General features: G+C 71.6%; 15 protein-coding genes. 11 read left to right on the top strand and 4 right to left on the bottom strand.

Annotated features, from left to right (window positions below; all coding sequences use genetic code 11):
* The first annotated feature begins 236 nt into the window (after positions 1 to 236).
* From RBJ65_RS12235 to RBJ65_RS12210, 6 genes are all read left to right on the top strand, one after another.
* Positions 237 to 5,045 carry a GEVED domain-containing protein gene (locus tag RBJ65_RS12235; protein WP_306318469.1) on the top strand — a complete coding sequence of 1,603 codons (4,809 nt, stop codon included), beginning with the start codon at positions 237 to 239 and terminating at the stop codon, positions 5,043 to 5,045.
* Positions 5,046 to 5,288: 243 nt separating this feature from the next.
* Positions 5,289 to 6,356: a M23 family metallopeptidase gene (locus RBJ65_RS12230; protein WP_306318470.1), complete on the top strand. Its 1,068-nt coding sequence runs from the start codon at positions 5,289 to 5,291 to the stop codon at positions 6,354 to 6,356.
* Between the two features lie 266 nt (positions 6,357 to 6,622).
* Positions 6,623 to 9,190: a S8 family serine peptidase gene (locus RBJ65_RS12225; RefSeq protein ID WP_306318471.1), complete on the top strand. Its 2,568-nt coding sequence runs from the start codon at positions 6,623 to 6,625 to the stop codon at positions 9,188 to 9,190.
* Entirely contained in the window at positions 9,190 to 12,156 is a 2,967-nt protein-coding gene (locus RBJ65_RS12220) for a VCBS repeat-containing protein (protein ID WP_306318472.1), read from the top strand. Before RBJ65_RS12225 ends, RBJ65_RS12220 begins: the two co-directional genes overlap by 1 nt.
* A 75-nt stretch (positions 12,157 to 12,231) precedes the next feature.
* Complete coding sequence (locus RBJ65_RS12215) at positions 12,232 to 15,645, top strand: AAA family ATPase (protein WP_306318473.1); 3,414 nt, start codon at positions 12,232 to 12,234, stop codon at positions 15,643 to 15,645.
* Between the two features lie 121 nt (positions 15,646 to 15,766).
* Positions 15,767 to 16,054, top strand: coding sequence for a hypothetical protein (locus RBJ65_RS12210; RefSeq protein ID WP_306318474.1), 288 nt, complete (start codon positions 15,767 to 15,769; stop codon positions 16,052 to 16,054).
* A 96-nt stretch (positions 16,055 to 16,150) separates the two neighbouring features.
* Here the strand turns inward: RBJ65_RS12210 and RBJ65_RS12205 are convergent, their stop codons facing one another.
* On the bottom strand, positions 16,151 to 16,558 hold the full coding sequence (locus RBJ65_RS12205) for a rodlin (RefSeq protein WP_306318475.1): 408 nt from the start codon (positions 16,556 to 16,558) through the stop codon (positions 16,151 to 16,153).
* Between the two features lie 170 nt (positions 16,559 to 16,728).
* On the bottom strand, positions 16,729 to 17,139 hold the full coding sequence (locus tag RBJ65_RS12200) for a rodlin (RefSeq protein ID WP_306318476.1): 411 nt from the start codon (positions 17,137 to 17,139) through the stop codon (positions 16,729 to 16,731).
* Between the two features lie 228 nt (positions 17,140 to 17,367).
* Between RBJ65_RS12200 and RBJ65_RS12195 the strand changes: the two genes are divergently transcribed.
* The 5 genes from RBJ65_RS12195 (at position 17,368) to RBJ65_RS12175 (ending at position 19,809) form a co-directional block, all read left to right on the top strand.
* Positions 17,368 to 17,778 (top strand): rodlin, encoded by a 411-nt coding sequence (locus RBJ65_RS12195; RefSeq protein WP_306318477.1) that lies wholly within the window; start codon positions 17,368 to 17,370, stop codon positions 17,776 to 17,778.
* Positions 17,779 to 18,136: 358 nt separating this feature from the next.
* On the top strand, positions 18,137 to 18,376 hold the full coding sequence (locus tag RBJ65_RS12190) for a chaplin (RefSeq protein WP_306318478.1): 240 nt from the start codon (positions 18,137 to 18,139) through the stop codon (positions 18,374 to 18,376).
* A gap of 120 nt (positions 18,377 to 18,496) precedes the next feature.
* Entirely contained in the window at positions 18,497 to 18,781 is a 285-nt protein-coding gene (locus RBJ65_RS12185; RefSeq protein ID WP_306318479.1) for a hypothetical protein, read from the top strand.
* Positions 18,782 to 18,946: 165 nt separating this feature from the next.
* Positions 18,947 to 19,450: a DUF5949 family protein gene (locus tag RBJ65_RS12180; protein ID WP_306318480.1), complete on the top strand. Its 504-nt coding sequence runs from the start codon at positions 18,947 to 18,949 to the stop codon at positions 19,448 to 19,450.
* Between the two features lie 110 nt (positions 19,451 to 19,560).
* Positions 19,561 to 19,809 carry a chaplin gene (locus RBJ65_RS12175; protein WP_306318481.1) on the top strand — a complete coding sequence of 83 codons (249 nt, stop codon included), beginning with the start codon at positions 19,561 to 19,563 and terminating at the stop codon, positions 19,807 to 19,809.
* Here the strand turns inward: RBJ65_RS12175 and RBJ65_RS12170 are convergent.
* Both RBJ65_RS12170 and RBJ65_RS12165 read right to left on the bottom strand, forming a co-directional pair.
* Positions 19,806 to 20,252 (bottom strand): SsgA family sporulation/cell division regulator, encoded by a 447-nt coding sequence (locus RBJ65_RS12170; RefSeq protein WP_306318482.1) that lies wholly within the window; start codon positions 20,250 to 20,252, stop codon positions 19,806 to 19,808. The two genes, RBJ65_RS12175 and RBJ65_RS12170, sit on opposite strands and share 4 nt — an antisense overlap.
* Positions 20,253 to 20,345: 93 nt before the next feature.
* On the bottom strand, positions 20,346 to 20,591 hold the full coding sequence (locus RBJ65_RS12165) for a helix-turn-helix domain-containing protein (protein WP_306318483.1): 246 nt from the start codon (positions 20,589 to 20,591) through the stop codon (positions 20,346 to 20,348).
* Between the last annotated feature and the right edge of the window lie 65 nt (positions 20,592 to 20,656).

Genomic DNA, 20,656 nt, shown 5'->3' with positions numbered 1-20,656 from the left:
TGAGCCCGGCCACCGGGAACCCGGGGGTTCCAGTGTGTCGACGACCGGTTCGCGGGGCTACTCCCCTTCGCTTGCACGTCAAGGGTACACGCGGCCGGTGATGGCTGTCGGCGCCACTTTTCTTGGCCCGAACAGGTGGAACCACCCTCTTCGTCCATAAATGTGCCGTTAGTCACATAAGCGGTGTGTGAGCGTCGTGCCAGTTCCGACTACTTTCCGTTACGGAGGCGGGCTCGATGGACGGCGCAAGACACTGGTTCCGAAGGGCGGGTGTGGTGCTCGGCGCCGTGCTCGCCATGGTGGCGGGGCCGCTGCCGGTGGTGGGGGCGAGCGCGGCCCACGCCGCCGCTCCCGCCCCGCAGCGTGCGGCCGCCACCCCGGAGGAGCCGACGGAGGTCTACAAGGAGGGCTTCGAGAATCCGACCGGGGACCCGGTCCTGCTCTCGGACTACACCGGCGCCGCTCCGCGGAACATGACGTACACGGCCGACCCGGGCTGGCTCAAGGGCTGCAACGGCTGGGTGCTGAACAAGGCCGACTCGGCCGGGTACAAGCCCGGCACCGCCGACTGCGGCTCGTGGTGGGACCAGACCCGCGATCTGGCCAACGCGCTCGGCCAGTTGAACGGGTCTGCGAACCCCGACGCCAACCACGCGGTGGCCGCCTTCACCGTCACGGCGCCCAAGGCGAACTCGGTGCAGTTCGAGACGGAGCGGCCGATCGGCGTCACGCCGGGCCGCTTCTACACGTTCGGCGTCTCCTCGGCGGCCTTCAACTGCTATGCCTCCGACCCCCTGTTGAAGTTCTCCCTGATGGACGGGGAGACGGCGATCCCCGCGTCGGCGAAGCCCATCAACCCGTGCACCGACAGCGAGGCGCGGACCATCTCGGTCGGCGGCCGCAGCGCGAAGGCGGTGCACACGACCAGTGACGCCCCCGTGCTGTTCAAGGGCAGCACGCTGGGCGTGCGCATGGTGAACGGCAACGGGAGCAACGCGGGCAACGACGCCGCGTTCGACGACATCCAGGTCCTGGACGTCACCCCGCGTGTGGAGAAGTCGTTCAGCCCCGCGGTCGCGAAGTCGGACGGCACGTCGACGCTGAACTTCACCGTCACCAACACCTCGGACCTGCGGGCCAAGAAGGGCTGGTCGTTCAAGGACAGCCTGCCCGCGGGCCTGACCGTCGCCGACCCCGCGGCCACCGGGACGACCTGCGCCAACGGCTCGGTCGACGCGGCCTCGGGTGGCAACTCCGTTGCTTTGAAAGGTGATCTGACGGAGGGGCAGTCCTCCTGCACGCTGAGCGTCGACGTGACGGCGGCGAAGGGCGAGTACAAGAACTGCCCGGACAACGTCGGCGAGCTCTCGGGCATGAAGCCGCCCACCGAGTGCGCCACCGTGCGCTTCGCCGACCCCGGCTACAAGATCACCAAGACCTCCACCCCGGAATCCGGGAGCGAGGCCAAGCCGGGCGACAAGGTCGCGTACAAGGTGACCGTGGAGAACACGGGGCCCGTGTCCACGAAGACCCCGGTCACCGACGACCTCACGGACGTGCTCGACGACGCGACGTACAACGACGACGCCGAGGGCTCGGCCGGAACTCCCGACTACACGTCACCGGAGCTCAGTTGGTCGCCGACCCTGGACGCGGGCGAGAAGGCCACGCTCACCTACTCGGTGACGCTGAAGGACCCCGCCACCGGCGACGGCACGGCGAAGAACGTCGTCACCGGGTCGAGCGACTCGAACTGCGTGACCGGCGCGGAGGACGGCTGCACGACGAAGGTGACGGTGGACAAGCCCCCGCGCGGCGGCTACTGCTCCGACACCGGCTACCTCGTGCAGTGGGACGGCAGCGCGTACGTGCTGTCCCGGTTCGACCCCGCCACCGGCGACAAGACCCGCATCGGCTCGCTCGGCGACGACCGCAGCCGCAACGTCAGCATCGGCTACAGCCAGCTCGACGGCTATCTGTACGGCTATCGGGCGACCTCGGGCCAACTCCTGCGCATCGACCCGGACACCGGCACGTACACGAGCACGAAGATCGACGGGATCGACTCCGACGTCGCCGCCATGGCCGCCACCTCCTCGGACGGCACGAAGCTGTACGTCTTCGACCACAAGTCGTACGACCTGTACGTGATCGACACCGACCCGTACAGCGACACCTACTCGACGGTGCTGTCGAAGAAGAACATCGGCGCCGCGCACGGCTCCGGGGACTTCGACTTCCACCCCGGCGACGGGATGCTCTACACGGCCGCCGGTGACGGCACCCTGTGGCGCCTCGACCCGGACGCCGGGACCTGGACCGACCTGGGCACCCAGCTGCCATCGGACGAGCAGGGCACGGCCGCCGGGACGTACCAGACGTTCTCCGACGAGCACGGCGGTTACTACTTCTACGGCAACCGCAAGGGCGGCCTCTACAGCCTGGACCTGTCCGCCTCCACGCCCGGGAACCCGATCACCGCGGACCGGATCGGCGAGGCCACGCGGATCGGCTCCACCACGACCACCAGCAACGCGGACGCCGCCGGCTGTCTGCGCGCCTACGACTTCGGTGACGCGCCGGACTCGTACGGCACCGCCAAGGGCAGTGACGGGCCCGTCGCCGGCGCCGACGACCGGCTGCTCCTCGGCGACGAGGTGTCCTCGGAGCGGGACGCGCGGGCGCCCTCGATGGGGGAGCCGTACGACGCCACCGGCGACACCGTCGACGACGGCGTGACCGACTGGCCGCAGCTGAGCACGGACATGACCTCGTACCGGCTTCCGGTCACCCTCGCCAACACCACCGGCGCACCGGCCACCCTCGCCGGATGGATCGACCTCGACGGCGACGGAACCTTCGGCAAGGGCGAGTTGGCGAAGGCCGCCGTCCCGGCCGGGGCCACCTCCGCGACGCTCGACTGGTCGGGGCTCACGGGCGCTGAGGAGGGCGGCACGTACGCGCGGCTCTGGCTTCAGGAGGGCACGGTCGACGCGCCGGTCCCGAACACGAGCGGCGGCGCCAGTGGCGACGGGAAGCGGGCCGGTTCCGACGGGAGCCGGGCCGGTTCCGACCGGGCGCCGGTCGGGGAGATCGAGGACTACCCGGTCACCGTCGACCCCTACGCCCCGCTGGAGATCGCCAAGTCCGCCGACAAGGCCGACGCCAAGCCGGGGGAGAAGGTCACGTACACGGTGTCCGTCACCAACCCCGGGAAGGTGGCGCACAAGGACGTGGCGCTCGACGACGACCTGTCGGGTGTCGTCGACGACGCGACGTACAACAAGGACGCCGAGGCCACGGCTGGTGAGGTCTCCTACGACGCACCGAAGCTGTCCTGGAAGGGCGATGTCGGGGCCGGGCGGACCGTCACCCTCACGTACTCCGTGACCGTCGGCGCCCCGCCCGGCGGCGACAAGAAACTGACCAACGCCGTCGTCTCGGACGCCCCCGGCAGCAACTGCCAGGAAGGGTCCGACGACCCGGACTGCACCACGGACGTCGGCGTCCCCACCCTGAAGTTCAAGAAGACGGCCACGCCTGACGTCCCGAGGGAGGGCGACACCGTCAGCTACAAGGTCACCGTCACCAACACCGGTGAGGCCGACTACCGGGACGCCACGTTCACCGACGACCTCACCAGGGTCCTCGACGACGCGACGTACAACGAGGACGCCGCGGCCAGTTCCGGTGATGTCACCTACGCCGAGCCGGAGCTGACCTGGACCGGGGACCTGGCCAAGGGCGAGTCGGCGACCGTGACGTACACGTTCACCGTGACCGACGAGGGCGACGGCAAGTTCGTCAACGGCGTCGTCGGGCCGCCCGGCTCCAACTGCCCGGAGGACGGCACCGATCCGGACTGTACGACGGTGCTCCCGGCCCCTGACTACGACTTCGGGGACGCCCCCGACTCGTACAAGACGCGGCGGGCCAGCGGCGGCGCGTTCCACGAGGTCGTGCGCGGGCTGCACATGGGCCGCTCGGTCGAACCGGAGCGGGACGGGGTGCCGCACGCCAGGGCGGGCGACGACGGGGACGACGACGGCTTCAAGACCGTGACGCTCCAGCAGCACCAGGGGAGTTACACGGCGAAGGTGCCGGTCACCAACACCACCGGCCGGGGCGCCGTGCTCGCGGGCTGGATCGACAGCGACGGGGACGGCACCTTCGACGACGCCGAGATGGCCACCGCCGATGTACCGGACGGCGCCACCGAGGCCACGCTCAAGTGGGACGGGCTGCAGCGCATGAAGCCCGGCGAGACGTTCGTACGGCTGCGGCTGTTCGGCGACGAGTCGACCGCGGCCGCGAACCGGGCCGCCGCGAAGCGGTCCGCCGGACGGGCCGCCGCCCGCGCCGACACGCACGCCGTCACGGCGACCGGCTACGGCGGGCCCGGCGAGGTCGAGGACCACACGGTGCGCGTCGAACCGGCCCACCTGGTGCTCACCAAGTCCGCCTCCACCAGCGAGGCGAAGCCCGGCGACACCGTCACCTACACGGTGACCGTCGCCAGCAGCGGCGACGCGCGGTACATGGGCGCCGAGTTCACCGACGACCTCGGCCAGGTGCTCGACGACGCGACGTACAACGACGACGCCGAGGCCAGTGCCGGTGATGTCTCCTACGACGAGCCGAAGTTGAGCTGGTCCGGGAACGTCCCGGCCGGGGAGAAGGTGACCGTCACCTACTCGGTCACCGTCGACGACCCGGTCACCGGCGACCGGACGCTCGCCAACGCCGTCACCGGCCCGCCCGACGCCACCTGCGCGAACGCCTGCACCACGACGGTCACGGTGCCCCCGCCCCCGAAGACCCCGAAGACCCCGAAGCCCCCGACCCCCAGCACACCCACGACCCCCGACAACCCCGACACCCCGCCCGCCACACCCCCGGCCAAGCCCGGCAACCCCAGCGGCCACCTCTCCGACACCGGCGCCGACGACGACACGGTCGTCCTGGCCACGGCGGCGGCGCTGGTCCTCGGCCTCGGCGCGCTGCTCCTGCTCGCCGTCCGCCGGAGCCGCCGCCGCGACCTCTGACCAACTGTCCACCCACACAACGGCCGTGGGGCCGGTCCACCGGGACCGGCCCCACGGCCGTTCGATGGACCCTGAGCGGCCGACACGGCGACGCGCCACCGTCCGGCTTGCCCTTTTTGCGACATTCGGTCGATGCGATGTACACGACGGAACGGGCAAGGGCACGGGCACGGGCACGGAACCAAGAACGGTACGAAGCGCGCGACGAGGCGTACGACGGGGCGTACGACGAGGCGTACGAAGATGCGCGCGACGAGGGCCGCATGCGTGGCCGCCGTGGTCGCCGCGCTCCTCGGCTCCGCCGGGGCGGGCCAGGCGTCCGCGCACGACGACGGGCCCGGCCTCGGACAGCTCTCGGCCCGCGCCGAACACCTCATACAGCAGGCGTCGAAGGCCGTCGCCGCGCACGAGAAGGCACGGGCCGCCGCGCGCAAGGGCGAGCGCAGGCTCGCCGAGGTGACGAAGCGACAGGCCGCCGAGCAGCGCAGGCTCGACGCGCTCATGGCCACCCTCGGCCGCCAGGCGCGCAGTGAGTACCAGGGCGCTTCGGGGCTCGGCACGATGCTGCCGCTGCTCACCTCGTCCTCCCCGCGGCGCGCCCTCGACGCCGCCGTCCTCGCGGGCCGCGGCGACCGCGCCGCCCGCCAGCTCACCGACCGGGCGACGGAGTCCAGGGACCGGATCGCCGAGCGGCGCGCCGAGTCCGCCCGACTCGTGAAGGGGCTCAAGGCGCAGGAGAAGCGCAGGGCGGCGGCCCGCGACGACATCGAGGCGAAGCTCGACAAGGCCGAGGCGGAGGTGCGGCGGGCGCGGGCGCGGGCCCTCGCGGCGGGGCCGCCGATGCCGACCGGGGGAGGGGCGTGCGGGCGCGGTGACATCGGCGAGCACGACCGGGCGGGCAAGGGGCGGACCTGGGTGAAGCCGGTGAGCCCCGCGCCGCTGTCGGCGGGCTTCGGCTCCGGCGGCCGCCTGTGGGCGAACGCGCACACCGGCCAGGACTTCGCCGTTCCCACCGGGACGCCGGTGCGGGCGGTCGGCGCGGGCACCGTCGTCTACACGGGATGCGGCGACGGCTTCGGCAACCAGGTGGTCGTCCGGCACGCCGACGGCTACTACACGCAGTACGCCCACCTGTCCCGCATCGGCGTCAAGACCGGCGACCACCTCGACACGGGCGAAACCCTCGCCCTCTCCGGCGCCACCGGCAACGTCAGCGGCCCCCACCTCCACTTCGAGGTCCGCGTCACCCCCCAATTCGGCTCAGGCATCGACCCCTTGCCATGGCTCCGCGCGAGAGGCCTACGACTGTGACCCTCCAGGCTGCCTCGCCGGCGGACACATCAAGCCCCGCCGGCGATTGAGGCGCGGGGTCCGGGGCAGAGCCCCGATCTTTCAAGCCCCTGCGGCGATTGAGCAGCGGGGCCCGGGGCAGAGCCCCGCGACGCAGGACCGGACAACCGCAAACCCGCAAACCCGCACACCCGCCCCCACCAACCCCACTCACCGGCACAGTAATGGCGCAGTAACACCACCTACCTAGATTCCGGGCACCCCGTACCCTCCCCGAGGAGTGCCCGATGCCCCAGCCCCGACCACCCCGGCGGAGCCACACCGCTCGGGCGGCGGCCGCACTGACCGCGGCCGCCGCCCTGCTCACCTGCGCACTGCCCGCCCTCGCCGCCCCCGCCCAGGCGGCGGCCCCCGCCTCGGACAAGGTCGACTCCGCCCTCACGAAAGCCGTCTCCCAAAAGGACGACGACGCCACCTTCTTCGTCGTCCTCAAGGAAACCGCCGACCTGACCACGGCCAAGCGCCGGCCCTCGCACGCGAAGGCCGCCACGGCCACGTACAAGGCACTGAAGGCCACCGCCGCGGACAGCCAGAAGTCGCTCACGGCCTTCCTCGACAAGGAGAAGGTCGGGCACAAGGACTACTGGATCGCCAACGCGGTCCAGGTGACGGGCGACCGCGCCCTGGTGAACAAGCTCGCCGCCCGCTCCGACGTCCAACACCTCGTCAAGGCACGGAAGTACAAGCCGAGCACGATCGAGACGTCTGACACCGGCGCCGACGCCGAGGTCACCGGCTCACGCACCACCACCGCCACCACCCCCGACTGGGGCATCTCCGACATCAAGGCCGACCAGGTCTGGGACCAGTACCAGGACAAGGGCGAGGGCATCGTCGTCGCCAGCGTCGACTCGGGCGTGCAGTACGACCACCCGGACCTCGTCGCCAACTACCGCGGAAACAACGGCGACGGCACGTTCACCCACGACTACAACTTCTACGACCCCTCCGGCACCTGCCCCACCAGCACCACCCCCTGCGACAACAGCGGCCACGGCACCCACACCATGGGCACGATGGTCGGCAAGAACGGCATCGGGGTCGCGCCGAACGCCAAGTGGATCGCCGCCAAGGGCTGTGAGACGGCCGAGTACTGCACGGACGGCAGCCTCCTCGCCGCCGGGCAGTGGATCCTCGCCCCGACCGACCACAACGGGCAGAACCCGCGCCCGGACCTCGCCCCGAACATCGTCAACAACTCGTGGGGCGGCGGCGAGACGACGTTCTACGAGGACGTCGTGGAGGCGTGGAACTCCGCGGGCATCTTCGAGGCGTTCGCCGCGGGCAACGACGGCGACGGCAAGACGTGCTCGACCACGGCCGCGCCCGGCTCGCTGGACTCCACCTACGGCGTCGGCGCCTACGACTCCAGCGGCACGATCGCCAACTTCTCCGGCTTCGGCCCCTCCCCGGTGGACGGCTCGGCGAAGCCGAACATCTCGGCGCCGGGCGTCGACATCACGTCGGCGTGGCCGGGATCCGCGTACAACACGATCGACGGTACGTCGATGGCGACGCCGCACGTCGCGGGCGCGGTGGCCCTGCTGTGGGCGGCGGCCCCCGAGCTGATCGGCGACATCGACGAGACGCGCAGGCTGCTCGGCGAGGGCGCCCGCGACGTCGACGACACGCACTGCGGCGGCACCGCCGGCATGAACAACGTGTGGGGCGAGGGCAAGCTCGACGTCCTCGCCTCCGTCGACGCCGCCCCGCACTCCGCCGTCCACGTGTCCGGCACGGTCACCGACGAGGCCACCGGCAAGGCGCTGCCCCACATCACGGTCACGACCTCGAACGCCACCACCGGCACCCGCACGGTGGGCACCGGCTCCGACGGTACGTACCGGCTGACGCTGCCCCCGGGCACGTACGACGTCACGCTCTCCGGCTACGGCTACCGCCCGAAGACGCTCTCCGGCGTGCAGCTGACGACCGGTTCGCCGCTCACCCAGGACGTCGCCCTCACCCCCGCGCCCTCGCACGCCGTCAGCGGCACCGTCCTCGACCTCACCGGCAAGCCCCTCAAGGGCGCGACCGTCGAGCTGAACGGCTCCCCGCTCGCCCCGGTCACCTCCGGCTCCGACGGCACGTTCGCGCTGCCGAAGGTCGCCGAGGGCACGTACTCGCTGTACGTGAAGCCGGCCCAGCCGGTGCTGTGCAACGGCACGTCCACCGGTTCGCTGACCGTCGACGGCGCCGAGAGCCGTACGATCCGGCTCCCGGCCCGCACCGACGCCGCGGGCCACAGCTGCGCCCCGGCGACGTACTCCTGGATCCCCGGCTCCAGCAAGGTCGCGCTGAGCGGGGACGAGGACGCCAAGACCGTCGCGCTGCCCTTCCCGGTCCCGTTCTACGGCGTGAAGTACAGCAGCGCCGCCGTCACCACCGACGGCCTGATCAACTTCCTGTCGCCGCGCATCGGCGACTACGCCAACGAGGCGCTGCCGACCGAGGCGCAGCCGAACGGCATCGTCGCCCCGCTCTGGGACGACCTGACCCTCGACAAGAAGTCCAGCGTGCAGACGGCCACCACCGGGACGTCCGGCAGCCGGAAGTTCGCGGTCGTCTGGAACAACGTCCTGTTCGCGGGCGGCACCGACCGCGCCACCTTCGAGGCCGTCTTCGACGAGGCCACCGGCGCGATCACCTTCCAGTACAAGTCCGTTCCGGGCGCGGGCGCCTCCGCCACCGTCGGCATCGAGAACCAGGCGGGCACCGACGCCCTCCAGTACGCGCACGACCAGGCCGTCCTCACGGCCGGTTCGGCGATCCGCATCGCGCAGGGAGCCAAGTGATGAGAGCCCACAGAGCCCACAGAGCCCACAGAACGCACGGAACGCACGGAGCGCATTCCTCCCGGCGGGCCCTGACGCTCGCCTCCGCCCTCGTCGCGGCGGGCCTCGCCCTGACCTCGGCGCCGCCCGCCCTCGCCACAGACGCAACCACGACGGCGACGGCGACGGCGACGACGCTGACCAGCACCGAGTCCAAGAAGCTCGCCGACCACATGAACGTCGACGTGTACGGGGACGACAACGCGTCCGCGGCGAAGGCGGACGGCTCCGCCGAGCCCTCCGCCGACGCCTCCGGCACGTCCACGACCGCCGCCAACACCCCCGTCACCTTCACCAACAAGTCCACCCTGGAAGGCGCACGCGGGGTCGCCGCCACCGCCCCGGCCGGCTCCGACGGCAGCTACTTCACCGTCCACAGCCTGGGGAACGTCCAGCTGCACAAGGCCGACGGCTCCACCGCCTGGGCCCGCACCAACGCCTCGTACTACAAGGACTGGCAGGTCAAGCCGCTGCAACCGTGGCGGGCCGAGCCGTACCCGGCGCGCGTCCTGATGGGGTACAACGCCGTCAACCCGTTCGCGCCGTCCTCTGACCAGGGCTTCGACACCGCCGACCTGACCGGCGACGGCACGAAGGACATCGTCTTCTCGGCGGCCGTCGGCTCCACGCCGATGCCCCGGCCGTTCACCTCGCCCGGCTCCTCGCTGTCCACCGGCACCTTCGTGACGGTCCTCGACGGCAGGACCGGGAACACGGTGTGGTCGAAGCTGTACTCGTACGTCACCAACGTCAAGGTCGTCGACGGCACCCTGCTCCTCGCCAACTCGCCGCGCCTGAACTCCAACGCGCCCGCGACCGACACCGCCACCCTCACCGGCATCCGCTTCTCGTACGCCGACGGAAAGCTGACCCCGTCGTCGACGTGGACGTACGACACCAAGTCGACGGCGGACGTCAACTGGGGCGCCCTGGAGTCCGTCGGCGACGGCAGGGTCGCCGCCGTCTGGGACCTGCGAAAGACCGCCACGAACGCCTCGCGCGGGCGCACCCTCGTCCTGGACACCGCCGACGGAACCGTCAACTGGCAGACGGACAGCGCCCTTTACGGCCGCCAACTCCGCCTCGACGCCTCCCGGGGCAGGATCGTCGCCCTGGAACAGGCGGACAACTCCGACGCCGTGACGTACGAACTCGCCGCCTACGACCTGGCCGACGGCGCCCGCACCACCCTCGACACCCGCGTCAACGCCCTGCCCACCGCCCTGACGGTCGGCGACGCGGCCACGGGCGGCGGCGCCGAGATCGCGGTCAGCGAGTCGACGTTCACCTCGTCGCTCTTCATCAACGCCAGCACGATCCGGGTCCTGGACGGCTCGGACGGCGCGACGGTCAAGTGGGCGTACACGACGAAGCGTTCGGCGACCAACCCCGGCGACGGCGCCAGCACCTGGAACCTCGCCACCAAGGCCGGTTCGCTCTACGCCGCCGCGCAGGACGACCAGGACATGGGCGAGGCGCTCAACCCGGGCGGCCTGCGCTACGGCTCGCTGACCGCGTTCACCGGCGGCGGGAAGCTCAAGTGGCGCCGGCACACCCTTGAGGCCTCTCCGATGTACCAGCAGCTGTACTCGTCCGGGGGCGACGACTACGTACGCGTCGTCGACCAGCAGCAGAACATCCGCGAGTACAGCCTCGGCAACGGCGGGCAGAAGAAGCTGACTCCGCTCCAGGGCGACCTCAACTACGGCAAGGCCGCGGACTTCGACGGCGACGGCAAGAAGGATCTCGTCGTCGGCGGCTCCTCGCACGGCGTGTGGGCGTACTCGGGTACGTCGCTGGTCAGTGGCGCCCCGAAGAAGCTGTGGCAGGCCACCGTCCCCGGCGAGACCCACAACATCGCGACCGGCGACGTGAACGGCGACGGCACCCCCGACGTCGTCGTGGCCGCCGACAACGCCACCGCCGTGCTCGACGGCAGGACCGGCAAGGCCCTGACGACGATCGACGGCAAGGGCGGCTACGTCCGCACGGTGACCGTCGCCGACGTCAACGGCGACGGCAGGGCCGAGATCCTCGTCCCGACCGACGCCCTGCGCGTGTACGACGCGAGCGGCACCCAACTCTGGTCGTACGCCGCGCCGTCGGACGCCGGCGACGTGGTCTTCTCCGACACCGTCGTCTCCGACGGGCAGGTCTACACGCAGTACAGCAGCCTCGGCGCGCTGAACGCCCCCGACGCCGTCGTGAACGGCGTCGCCCTCGACGGCAAGGGCGCCGTCCGCTGGACCGCCGACCCCAAGGCGCCGGACCGCGCCGTCGACGGCAAACTGCACGGCGCGGTCCTGGTCAACGGCGTCTTCGCGTCCCCGAAGATCCCGTACGCGGACGGGCACGCGGTCGTCTACACCTGGATCGTCAAGGCCGACCCGACGACGGCGGGCGACCTCGCCACCGCCTCGCCGCGCGTCGTGACCGAGATCCGCGACGGCCGCACCGGCGAGGTGGTCCGGCAGATCCTCGGCGGCAGCCCCTGGTCCCACGGCAACTACTTCATCGACGGCCCCGGCGACCCGCTGTACCAGCTCAGCTTCGGCGTCATGAAGGGCTACCCCGGCGACGGCAAGGAGGACACCTACGCCTCGGTGATCGCCCCGCTGCGCACGGTCGGGTTCATCAACGGCCCCGGCGGCCGCAAGCTCCTCGCGGGCGGCACGGAGTCGGGCCTCGCGGCCTACGATCCGTCGCAGCTGACCAACGGCGGGGTCTTCCAGTCCAGCGTCGGCGGCGCGAACCTGATGGGCGGCCGCAACTATGTCGCCGCCGACCTCGACGGCGACGGCACCGACGAGATGGTCTCCCTCAACTTCGACGACTTCGGCATCAACCGCATGGCCGGGCAACTGGGCGGCGGCGTCCTGTCCTTGAACAACGGCATCCACCAGATGTCGACGTACAAACTCTCCTGACCCGGCCGACCATGGCAGGGCCCGCCGGTCGACGCCCGGCGGGCCCTCAGCGTGCTCCGTTACGCTGTCGCCCTGATGGATGCACTAGGCACGGACAACGGCCCCAACTCCGGTGCCCCGCGCCTGCGTCTGCACCTTTTCGATGGCTTCCGGGCGACTCGTGACGGCGGCCCCGAACCCGCCGCACGCTGGTCGCGGCCCAGCGCCCGCACCCTGGTGAAACTCCTCGCCGTGGTCCCCGGCCACCGCCTCCACCGCGAACAGGCCATGGACATCTGCTGGCCCGAGGCCGACCCGGCCTCCGCCGCCGGCAGCCTGCGCGTCGCCCTGCACGCCGCACGCCACGCCCTGGAACCCGAACTCGCGCCCCGCGCCACGTCGTCGTACCTCCGCTCCTCCGGCGGCATGCTCTCCCTCGACCCGACGACCGTACGGATCGACGCCGACGAGGCGGAGACGGCGGCGCGGACGGCGCTGGCCGACGGTGACTCGGCCGAACTGGCCGCCGCGCTCGCCCTGTTCACCGGCGAACTGCTCCCCGAGGACCGGTACGCGAGCTGGTCGCAGGAGCGGCGCGGGCAGCTCGCGCTGCTGCGGGAGCGCCTCCTGCTCGGCCTCGCGCAGGCACACCTCGCCGAGGGCGCGGCAGCGGAGGCGGCGACCGTCGCGGAGCAGCTCGTCGCCACCAGCCCCGCCGAGGAGCTGGCCCACCGCGTCCTCATCGACGCCTCGCTCCGCCAGGGCCTGCGGCGGCGCGCGCTGCACCAGTACCACGCGTGCCGCGAGGCGCTCGAAACCGAACTCGGCGTCCGCCCGGGCCCGCAGACGGAGGCGCTGCACCGGGCCGCCCTCGCCGCGGCGCCCGCCCCAGTGTCGGCCTCGACAACGTTGCCTTCGCTGCTGCGCGCGGGCCCCGCCACCCCGCTGCACGGCCGCGACGCGGTGCTCGACCGCCTCCTCGCCGCCGAAGGACCCCCGGTCACGCTGCTCACCGGCGAGGCGGGCGTGGGCAAGACGCGCCTGGTGGGCGAGGTGGCGCGGCGGGCGGCGGCGCGGGGCACGGCCGCCCTGTGGGGCGGCGGCCAGGACGCGGAGGGCCACACACCGTACGGGGCGTTCGCCGAGGCGCTGGACGGCTGGCTGGCCGAACACGATGCGGACCAGCGCGCGCGGATCGCCGCCGAATACCCCGAACTCGCCGCGTTCCTCCCCTCCTTGGGTCAGATCCGCATCCGCGCGGCGGGGGAGCGCAGCCCCGAGGAGGAACGCGACCGCCTGTTCCGCGCGGGCGCGGCGCTCCTCGCCGACCTGGCATCGGCGCACCCCGTCCTGACGGTCCTCGACGACCTGCACGCCGCCGACACCGGCTCGTACCAACTCATGAGCCACCTGGCCCGCCGCGCCGCCTCCGGCGGCACCCGCCTCCGCTTCCTGGTCACGTACCGCGAGGAAGAACTCCCGGAGGACGACCCCCGCCGCTCGATCCTGTCCTTCCTGCTGCGCCAACACCTGGCGGTACGCGAGGAGTTGCCACGCCTGGACCGAGAGGCGTGCCTTGCGGTGCTGCGTGGCATCGAGCCCCGCCGTCGGACGAGAGCCGGCGGGGTACGGGGCAGCGCCCCGATCCTTCCCCCGTCGCAGCGCTCCAGCGGCGAGGCCCAACGCATCTGGGAACTCTCCCTCGGCAACCCCCTGTTCGCCCTCGAACTCGCCCGCGACCTGGCCGCGAACCCGGTCACCGAACCGGGCGCGGCCGCCCCCGCCGGCATCCGGGACCTGGTCGCGGACCGCCTCATCCGCCTCGACCCGGACACCCGCCGCCTGGTGGAGGCCCTCTCCGTCGCCGGAGGCGAAGCCGCCCTCACCGAACTCCTCGACGTCGCCGCACACGCCCTGCGCCCCCCGGTGACCGGCGCCGCGGCGGCCGACGGCGTCGAACGCGCCATCACGGCCGCACTGGTGGAGGAACGCCAGGTCGTCGTCGCGGGCCGCCCCGAACCCGGCCTCGCCTTCCGCCACCCCCTGGTCCGCCTCACCTGCTACGAACGGCTGACGGCGGTCCGCCGCAGGCAGCTGCACGGCGCCTTCGCGCAGGCCGTCCTCGCCCGCCGCCCCGACGCGGTCGACGCGCTGGCCTCGCACTTCGCCCGCGCCGACGATCCGCGCGCCGCCGAGTACCTGCGCCGCGCCGCCGAACGCGCCGCCGCCCTCTACGCCAACGACACCGCCGACCGCTACTACCGCGACCTCGTCGCCCGCCTCGACGTCGACGCGGCGCGTGCCCGCCTCGCCCACAGCCAAGTCCTGTCCCGGATGGGCCACTTCGAGGAGGCGTCCGGGGCGCTGCGCGAGGCCCTCGCCGAGTTCGTCCGGCGCGGCGCCCACGAAGACGCGGTGCTCACGGCGGCCCGCCTCGCCGAGTCCCTGGTCCGCACCGGCGCCCTCGACGCCGCCGCCGAAGCGCTCCACGCCCACCCGCCGACCCCGGACACGGCCCCCGAACCCGTCGCCGCGCACCACTTGTCCCGCGCGGTCCTCGACGGCGTCCGCGGCCATTACGACGACGGCCACGCGGCGGCCCGTTCGGCACTGGAGGCCGCACGCCGGGTCCCGGGCCCGCACGGCCAGGGCCTCCTCGCCCGCTCCTACGCCCTCCAGGCCACCAACCTCGGCCTCTCGGGCCGCCTCACCGAGGCCCGCGAGGCCGGCGACCTGGCGCTCGCGCCCGCCGAGGCGTACGGCGACCCGACGCTGCTCGGCACGGTCCTGTCCACGCTCCGCGAGAACGCGCGCCGTCACGGCCGGCTGCGCGAGGCGGTGGCGAGCGGCGAACGCGCCCTCGACCTGGCCGACCGCTCGGGCAACCCGACGGCCGCCTCCTTCGAACGCCTCAACCTCGCCGAACTCCACCTCCTCCTGGACGAGTTCGACGAGGCCACATCCCTCGCCGAGGTCTCCGTGACCCTCGCGGAGGGCGACGGCGCCTGGTGCCTCCCGTACGCCCTGGCGACACTGGCCCGCGTCCGACTGCGCACAGGAGACATCCCGGCCGCGACCCGCCTCCTCGACCGTGCCACCCCCGCCGCCGACCACCTGGGCGACCGCCAGGCCCGCTTCGAAGTCAGCACGGCCCGCGCCGAACTGTCCCTCCGCACCGGCCACCCCGAAGCGGCCCTCCTCGCCCTCACCCCGTACCAACAGGACGCCCCCGTCCTCACCGCCTGGTCCCAACTCCTCTCAGGCAACCCGCGATTGGCCCTGAGAACAGCCACCACAGAAGCGGCCCGCGCCGCCCGAACCGGCGAACGCCTCACCGAAACCGAAGCCCACCTGGCCCGCGCCGCCGCCCTCTCCCACCTCTCCTCCCCCGAAGAGTCCACCGAAGCCCTCACCCACGCCACCACCCTGGCCACCTCCCTCCCCTACCCCTCCGCCCTCCACCGAGCCCACCTCCCGGGCCCCTGCCATTCATGCCCCTCCGGCGATTGAGGAGCGGGGTCCGGGGCAGCGCCCCGCGACGTGCACCCCTCCCACCGCGCCCCTTAGACCTGACGAGTGGGCCCACCCACCCCACCCGTATCCGCCCCCACACCCCACCCGTTACCCGAACATGACCTCAACTCGACGCACCCTCACCGCCCTCCTCCTCACCGTCGGCGCCGCCGCCCTCGCCACCCCGGCCGCCCAGGCCGCCGACGCCACCCCCGCCGCCGGCGGCGGCGCCATCTCCCCCACCGCAACCCTCGACTCGCTCTCCACCATGGCGATCCCGGAAGACCAGCAGGCGCAGCTCCCCAGCACCGCCGAGCAGCTCTCCGGCCTGAACCACCTCAACGACCTGCACCAGGCCACCGACCTCGTCGCCCCGGTCACCAACCTCCTCCCGGCGGTCCAGTAACCCGCGAACAGACACCACAAAGGCGGTGGACCGGAATCCGGTCCACCGCCTTCGTCATGCCGTGCCGTACGGAACTCCGTACGAGTCCGGGTCCGGTCAGCCGTTCCCGGTGCCGTTGCCGGCGAGGACCGGGATGTCGCTCAGGACGTGGGAGAGCGGCTCGTCGCCCTTGGCCTGGGTCGAGTTCTCGGTGCACTGCTGGTTCTGCGGGGCCGACAGGACCGGGATGTCCTGGACCGAGACCGGCACGAGCCCGACGAGCGAACCGGCGTTGGCCTTGGCCGGCAGGCCGATGCAGGGCTTGTTGAGCGAACCCTGGACGAGGCCGAGCTGCGGGCTCATGTCGCCGGCCGTCTCGGAGTTGCCGTACGTCTGCGAGGCACCGTTGCCGCTGGTGGACGTGGTGCCACCGTCGTCGGCGATGGCGAGCGCCTGCGGGGCGGCCACCGCGGACAGACCGGCGACGGAGGCGGCGATCGTGGCCGCTGCGAACAGCTTCTTCATGGGGGTTCCTTTCGATACGCGCGCTCCGGAAACGGAGCCACGGCTGGTCAACTTGATTGCATTCCGGGCAGTTGCGGACCGAAACCCGTTCGGACCATTTCCGCATCCGGAAGCGGCGGATCAAAGGCTCGTACAGTTACCGGAATTTCCGGCCTGTTACCGAGGGATTCTCAGTCGTTGCCGACACCGTTGCCCGCGAGAACCGGGATGTCGTCCAGGACGTGGGAGAGCGGCTCGTCGCCCTTGGCCTGGGTGGAGTTCTCGGTGCACTGCTGGTTCTGCGGGGCCGACAGGATCGGGATGTCCTGGACCGAGACCGGCACGACGCCGACGATCGAACCGGCGTTGACCTTGGCGGGCAGGCCGACGCAGGGCTTGTTCAGGGAGCCCTGGATCAGCGCCATCTGCGGGCTCATGTCGCCGTACGTCTCGGAGTTGCCGTACGTCTGCGAGGCGTTGTTGCCGCTCTCGGACGTGGTCCCACCGTCGTTGCCGACAGCCAGGGCCTGCGGGGCGGCGGCCGCCGCGACACCGACGAGCGACGCGGTGGCCGCGGCTGCGGCCATAGCCTTCTTCAGCATGAGGAATTCCCCTTCTTCTTCCGTATGGGAGCACTTGTATCAACTCCGTACCGCGCCATCGGTTGCTCAGGTTCACCCGGATGGGGACCGCTCGATTTCAACTCCCGGCAGGGTTCGATGAAATGAAGAACGACGGCTGTCCGATCGGGTGCACGTGCGGAACTATTTCCGCCTTCCGGAGTTGCCTCCTGTGCAGTTGTCGGTGCCTGTCAGAAAAGGAACAGAACCATGCTCAAGAAGGCCATGGCCGCGGCAGCGGTCGCCGTGTCCGTCGTCGGTGTCTCCGCCGCCGCAGCCCCGCAGGCGCTCGCCATCGGCGACGACGGCGGCACCACCTCGTCCAGCGGCAACAACGCGACGCAGAAGTACGGTGACTCGGTGGCGACCGGCGACCAGAGCCCCCAGCTCGGAGCCGTGCAGGGCTCCTTGAACAAGCTCTGCATCGGTCTGCCGGTCAAGGGCAACGCCGGTTCGATCGTCGGCGGCGTCCCGGTCGCGGCCCAGGACGTCCCGATCCTGTCGGCTCCGCAGAACCAGCAGTGCGCCGTGAACTCGACGCAGGCCAAGGGCGACGAGCCGCTGGCACACGTCCTCGGGGACATCCCGGTCCTGTCCGCGAACGGCGTCGGGAACGACTAGGCGCCCGAAGGCGCGCACGGCACGGGCCGGGAAGATCCGCGCGATCGCGCTTCCCGGCCCGGACCGCGGAGGATGCCGCGGATACGCGGCCGCCTCCCAACGGCGTGGAGCCGACGGCTGGCAGGGAAGGCGGCGCAGCCATTCTCATGACGGCCCCAGTGGACCACCGGCGCGCCGCCCCGGAACCACCGGTTCACCCGTACGCCCGTGACGTCACCCCAAAGGGGTGCGGGCCTTCCAGAGCCGTGACGGCCAGTCACCCGTTCGGAACCGAAACCCCTTGCCCCGCCTGCCCGTTGCACCACACGCCAGGCACCCGCACTGGCCGTTCAGAACGACCCCCCAAGGAGCATGCTTCATGTCGCGTACCGCGAAGGCTGTCGTCTTTTCCGCTGCGGCCGCCGCCGCCATGGCCGGTACGGCCGGTGTCGCCGCCGCCGACTCCGGCGCGCACGGCACCGCTGTCGAGTCCCCCGGTGTGGTCTCGGGCAACACCATCCAGGTTCCGGTGCACGTGCCGGTCAACTTCTGCGGCAACACCGTCGACGTCATCGGCGTGCTGAACCCGGCGTTCGGCAACACCTGCGTCAACGACTGACGGGCTTGGCCCGACTCTTTCGCAGCCGTCTCTCGATCTCGATGAGGGACGGCTGCTCCGTTGTAAAGAGAAGCGAGATTCCGAACCGATGACGCAAGTCATCGAGGGAAGGCAGAAAACATGAAGTCCCTGAAGGCCGCCGCCGTTGTCGCCGGATCCATCGCGATCGCCGGCGCCGCCGCTCCCGCGTTTGCCTCCGACCTCACTCCGATGAGCCTGAACGGCGCGGTGGACACGGTCACCAGCCAGTCCACGCTCGACGTCAGCCCGGTGGACAGCAACATGCTCGACCCGAAGAACGACGACGGCGCCGTCAGCACCGTCACGGGCGCCGTGAACGGCCTGAACAACGGCGGCTCGGACGCTCCCGGGAGCATGCTCGGCGGGCTCCCCGTCGGCCAGTAGCCGCCACTGGCGCCGCGCGGTCCACGCGTACGTACCGCTCATTCGAAGGCCGGTTCGGGAATTCGATTTCCCGGGTCGGCCTTCGGTATTTCGTCCGCGGAATACGTTGCGTCATACGAGTGAACGGCGGCCGGTGCGCGAACCGTATCTGGCTAGGCTTTCTCGGTGACTTCAACATTGAGCAGTGGCCCCGCGTTCAAGGCAGCCGATCTGGGAACTCTGGCGGTCATCGCCTGGAGTGGAGAACACGCCGACGGCGAGGGCGACATTCCCTTTCTCCTCGCGTACTCCATGGGCGATTCCCCGGCAGGACCCGAGGCCGCGGAAGCTGCCGTACGAGGCCTCCTGGAGACGAACGGCCTCACGGTGGGCGACACCGTCCACGACGCTTCGAGCCACCCCAGCTTCCCCGTGTCCCTGCTGGTCGAGGCGGGTCAGGCCGTCGTCACCATGCCGCTCCTGAACGCCCAGTGCCCGGTGCCGCCCGAGTGGCTCGAGGCGGCGGAGGCCCGCAAGAGCGCCTACTTCGTCTTCACCACACGCGTCTGGCCCACCGCCACCCCCGGATCGCCGGTCACCGAGGGGGAGTTGAAGGAATTCGTGGGCGCCGAGGAGACCCTGACGGCTGCCGCGCACTGCCTGCTGCCCATCCGCCGCGTGCGCGCGTAGCCGCCGGGAGGACGGCCGGACACGCCCCCCGTTGGCCCAATTCCCCTTGTCCTGGGCGGAAGACGGTCTCATGGGCGGGTCCTATCCCCTCCATGCAACAGGGAGCAACGATGCGTCTTCGCGCATTCGCGGCCGCGGCCGCACTGGCCGCAACCGCCGTTATCGGGTCCGCTTCCATGGCCTCCGCGGCGGACGGCGCCGGCGCCAGTGCCACGGGCGCGGCCCAGAACAGCCCCGGCGTGCTGTCCGGGAACGTCATCCAGGTTCCGATCGGCATCCCGATCAACGCCTGCGGCAACTCGATCGACCTGATCGGCCTGCTCAACCCGTCGTCCGGCAACACCTGCGTCAACGGCTAGGCATCCGGTCTCAGGTTTCGCAGGGCGCGGTCGATGAGCCCTTCGAGCCGGCCCTCGCGTTCCGGCAGCATCCGCTCCGTACGGTCGAGGAAAAGCCTCAACGAGTCCTGTGACAGGACGAGTTGAGGCTCGCCGGGCGCGCTGCGCAGATCCACGACGACGAGCCGCTCGGCCCCGGGAGGGCTGTGCGGCTCGATGCGTACGTCGCCGTCACCCGCCGCCCGTTCGAGCCCGGTGAGCAGCAGCTCCCGGGACAGCGGCCACAGCACGGACCCCGGAACGCCCGCCTCCGGGCCACCCCACGCCGTCACCGTGACGGCCAGCGGATCCGTGAGCCGGAACCGCAGCTCCACCTCCGTCGGGTGGAACAGGTCCTCGCCCCAGCGCGCCAACGCCTGGACGACACCTACCAGTTCGTCCGGCCCACCGTCATCCGTGCGCATTGCGCGCCCCACCCCTCCTGGGCAACGCCGCGATTCTCACCGCGCCCGGTGGCCCCAACAACAGGGTCGTACGCGGAAGATCCCGGCGAGATTTCAGTCTCTGCAAACGTCCTGGCAGAAGGCGGCCGCCCCGGGGCCGATCCGATAGTGCCCGTCGACGTGTTCGAGCCAGCGTTCGTGCGTGAGCGTGCGCAGCACGTGGTACGCCGTCGCCAGCGGTACGTCGAGCACCCGCGCGATCCGCTTGGCGGTCAGGCCCCGCGGGTGCCCGGCCACCTCGGTCAGGACGCGCAGGGCGCGTTCCACCGACTGCAGCCGGGTGCCGCCCTGTTCCGCCATGGGAGTCCTCCTTCGGTGCCGCGTGGGCGTCAGGCGCCCCACCAGGGCGTCCGGCATGTCATCAC

Origin of the sequence: Streptomyces sp. KL109B, assembly GCF_030766935.1 — a bacterium.
GTDB lineage: Bacteria > Actinomycetota > Actinomycetes > Streptomycetales > Streptomycetaceae > Streptomyces.
Note: the sequence above shows the minus strand (reverse complement) of the source record. Positions and strands in the feature narration are given on the sequence as shown.